The organism is Collimonas sp. (genome assembly GCF_044339385.1).
Taxonomy (GTDB): domain Bacteria; phylum Pseudomonadota; class Gammaproteobacteria; order Burkholderiales; family Burkholderiaceae_D; genus Collimonas.
In genome coordinates this window covers 1-3,690 of the sequence record NZ_JBIIVN010000204.1, presented here as the reverse complement: position 1 = coordinate 3,690, position 3,690 = coordinate 1, and the positions used below count along the sequence as shown (strand labels likewise).

The following is a 3,690-nucleotide window of genomic DNA, read 5'->3' as shown; positions in this document are numbered from 1 at the left end:
GACCTCGTACCGCATCCAGTGCCACCTTCGCTTTTTGTTGTCCGCTGAAACTGTTTCGTTTTAATTCGTTCATATCCTGCCTTCGTTGTTCAGTGCAGGATACTCCTTAAACTATTGTCCGGATACTCCTTAAACTATTGTCCGGATTTCCGGGTCCACTATAGTCCACTGAAGTACCTCGATTTCACGTGCGGTCAATTGCGTGACCGCTTCAGGTAAATATTTCTCGATGAGCAACTGCGATGATCCCTCGTGTGCGACGTCAACCAGCCAAGATAGCTTGAGCGCTATGTCGCGTAGCTCTTTGCGGGAAATATGTTCATCCGAGCGCGACAGATTAAGCAACCCGCCGATCCCCTTCGCATCGTGACACGATTGCGCCCAGCCCGCATGCAGTCCATGGGAGCGCGCATCTTCCCAAAATGATGGGCTGGCGGTAAAGCTCTTGTCGTGCCAGACCAGCGGCAAGGTCGAGCGTTTCCCGTGCGAGACGGTGGGATCGACCTTGACGTACTCTTGTTGCGTGTACTGTTGCTGCCAGCTCGACGGATAATTGTTGAGCATGATCAATTTCGGCTGAGCCACCGGCCATGGCAAACGCATGCCGTAAGCACAGTAATCGAAGCCAAGTTGTTTGGCGACGTCTGACAAGGTGGTGAACAGGATCGGCACGGTTTTCGCGCCCAGAATCGACTGCATTTGCTGCTCTTGCCACTCAACCATAGCTACACTCCCGTAAAAATATATGTCTTTTCATGGAAGGAAAGTCTTCTCTCATGCTGCCGACCATCGATCAAGTCGAACCGCATTACGCTGGCGTAGTTCTGCGTCAATCATGCAACATCCAGGCGGTGTTTTTGCATCATGCGTGGTCGCAAAACAAGAGATCGCCATTTCTGCAGCGCCATTGCGCCATTGCTTACGAAGCACTCAACTAGCATGTCGGTTGCTTAGGCGGCTTACAGTCACCTATGCGTCATTCTGGCTTAGCTGTTGCGCCAGGTTTCAGATTTAATTATTGAAATATTTTCCAATAGGAAATTTAACACATTTTTACAATTGCAAGATTGACAAAGTGAATGTAATTATCGAGTGCGCATTCAAAAATGTTTTTAGACGACTTTGTATTTTGTATGGTCCGAGACGGATGCTCGGCAGGAGGCGCTGTAGTACCGCATGCCTGAGCATCACCGAAGTCGGCCAGGCCTGCTCATAAACAGGCACGCCAACGGGCTCAGATGAAGCGCATTTTGAAGCTCTTTCCCTTGATACTGCCGGCGATTAAGCGGGTGTGCGCTTGCTTTGCCACACGTCGATCAAGCGCCACGTAAGTAAGTAATTCAAATACGTTGATTTTGCCGACCTGTTCCTTGCTAAGGCCCGCATCGCCGGTCAGCGCGCCAAGCAGGTCGCCGGGACGCAGCTTGTCCTTTTTGCCACCCATGATGCATAGCGTTAACATTGGCGCGGTCAATGGTTCGCCTTCGGCGGGGTTGAGTTGATGCAGGTCAAACCAGCTCACTGGGCCTTGCTGGTAGTCTTCGATCAACTTGACCCATTTCTTCTCGTTGGGTGCGCACAGACTCAATGCCAATCCCTTGTCCTGACCGCGTCCGGTGCGGCCAATGCGATGAATATGGGCTTCGGTGTCCTTCGAAACGTCGACATTGACAACCGCCCCCAAGGTCTGTATATCCAGACCGCGCGCGGCCACATCGGTGGCTACCAGCACCGAACAGCTCTGATTGGCGAAGCGCACCAAAATCTCGTCGCGCTCACGTTGTTCCAGCTCGCCATGCAGCGCCAGGGCGCTGAAGCCCTGTTCACAAAGTTCCGCGGCCAGTTCACGGCAATGGATCTTGGTGTTGCAAAAGGCAATCGTGGATACCGGCTTATAGTGATTCAGCAATTGTGCGACGGCAGCATTGCGGCCTTCATATGAGACCTCATAAAAGCGCTGTTCGATGCGGCCGCCATCATGTTGTGCTGCGACCTTTACTTCGACCGGATTACGCAGAAATTCCGCGCTTGCCTTGCGAATATCATCCGGATAGGTGGCAGAAAACAGCAGCGTCTGGCGACGTGCCGGGCAGGCGCTGACGATGCCGGAGATTTCTTCGTAGAAGCCCATGTCGACCATACGGTCAGCTTCGTCCAGCACGAGCGTCTGCACGGTACCCAGATTGATGCTGCCGCGGCCGATATGGTCGCGGATGCGCCCTGGCGTGCCAACCACGATATGCGCGCCATGCTCCAGCGAGCCAATCTGCGGGCCCATCGGCGAGCCGCCGCACAGGGTCAGTATTTTGACGTTGCCCGCAAATCGCGCAAGCCGGCGCAATTCCTTTGTAACCTGGTCAGCCAGCTCGCGTGTCGGACAAAGCACCAGTGCCTGGATTGCAAAATACGTCGGATTAAGTTTATGCAGGATGCCTATGCCGAATGCAGCGGTTTTTCCGCTACCGGTTTTGGCTTGAGCGATCAGGTCGTGACGCTCCAGGATCACCGGCAGGCTTTGCTCTTGAATGGTCGTCATCTCGTGGTAACCGAGGCTGTCAAGATTGCTGAGCAGCGCTGGCGCCAAGGGCAGGGAAGAGAAGGAGTTGGATTTCACGATGATATTGGTCGCCAGCTAAAAAGGGGGAGGAAGTCCAACAGGCAGAGCGGTTTAGAGCCAGGATATCCGGTGGATGACCTGGCACATTAGGGGCCAATATCAGCTTTAGTTGCTAGAGTAAGTCCTCCTAAATGATTTTAAGATTAATCCTGCATACATGGCCAATCCCATTTGACAATATTTAGATTGTCTGCCATGAGGATGGCTAAATGCAAGACATGAAAATATTGTTGATTGAAGACGATCTGGACCTGGGTAATGGTATCCGCATCGCATTGTCGGAGCAGGGCATGGACGTCACGTGGGTCCGCCAGCTCCACGATGCCTTTCGCATTCTTGATTCTGGTCAGTGCGAATTAGTAGTGTTAGATCTTGGCTTGCCTGACGGCGACGGTTTAAATTTATTGAAGGATTTGCGTCGGGATAAGAAAACAGTACCCATTATTATCGTCAGCGCGCGCGACGCTATCAAGGATCGCTTGTCAGGCCTCGACAGCGGTGCCGACGACTATCTTGCCAAACCCTTCGTGCTAGCCGAACTGGTCTCGCGTGTAAGGGCGCTGGCGCGACGTAGTTATGGTTTTGACAGCGATTCCCTGGAGCTGCGCGGCCTGCTGCTGCATATGCCGACGCGCCGAGTCAGGGTGAACGGTAACTTGGCCGAGCTGACGCCCAGTGAGTACACAATACTCAGCGCTATGCTGATACGCGCCGACAGGGTGGTGACGCGCCGTATCCTGGAAGAATTGGCATTGCCAGGGCATCAGGGAAATATCAGCAATACGTTGGACGTGCATATGACCAACTTACGCCGCAAGATCGGCGACGGATACATCCGCACAGTGCGTGGCGTTGGTTTTGTTATGGACCTTATGCCACCTGTCAATAGCGCGCGCAAATGATGCAACGCTGCTGGGACTGGCTGATCAGGCCAACACTGGTACGTCGTCTGCTGTTTGAGCTTCCCCCGAAATTTAGTCTTCCATAGGTAACGTAAAATCAACGATCCTTTGGAAAGACCAGCAATGAAGAAGATACCAAAACAGATGTACACGGCGGAGTTCAAGGAGCTA

The 3,690-nt window shown here is 53.0% G+C and carries 3 protein-coding genes; 1 reads left to right on the top strand and 2 read right to left on the bottom strand.

Annotated elements, in window-relative coordinates; translation table 11 throughout:
* Positions 1-129: 129 nt before the first annotated feature.
* Together ACIQ0R_RS11815 and dbpA are read right to left on the bottom strand one after the other, a co-directional pair.
* On the bottom strand, positions 130-723 hold the full coding sequence (locus ACIQ0R_RS11815) for an autoinducer binding domain-containing protein (RefSeq protein WP_395827633.1): 594 nt from the start codon (positions 721-723) through the stop codon (positions 130-132).
* 511 nt (positions 724-1,234) lie between these two features.
* Positions 1,235-2,614 (bottom strand): ATP-dependent RNA helicase DbpA, encoded by a 1,380-nt coding sequence (gene dbpA / locus ACIQ0R_RS11810; protein ID WP_395827630.1) that lies wholly within the window; start codon positions 2,612-2,614, stop codon positions 1,235-1,237.
* 233 nt (positions 2,615-2,847) lie between these two features.
* Between dbpA and ACIQ0R_RS11805 the strand changes: the two genes are divergently transcribed.
* On the top strand, positions 2,848-3,519 hold the full coding sequence (locus tag ACIQ0R_RS11805; protein WP_395827627.1) for a response regulator: 672 nt from the start codon (positions 2,848-2,850) through the stop codon (positions 3,517-3,519).
* Positions 3,520-3,690: the final 171 nt, after the last annotated feature.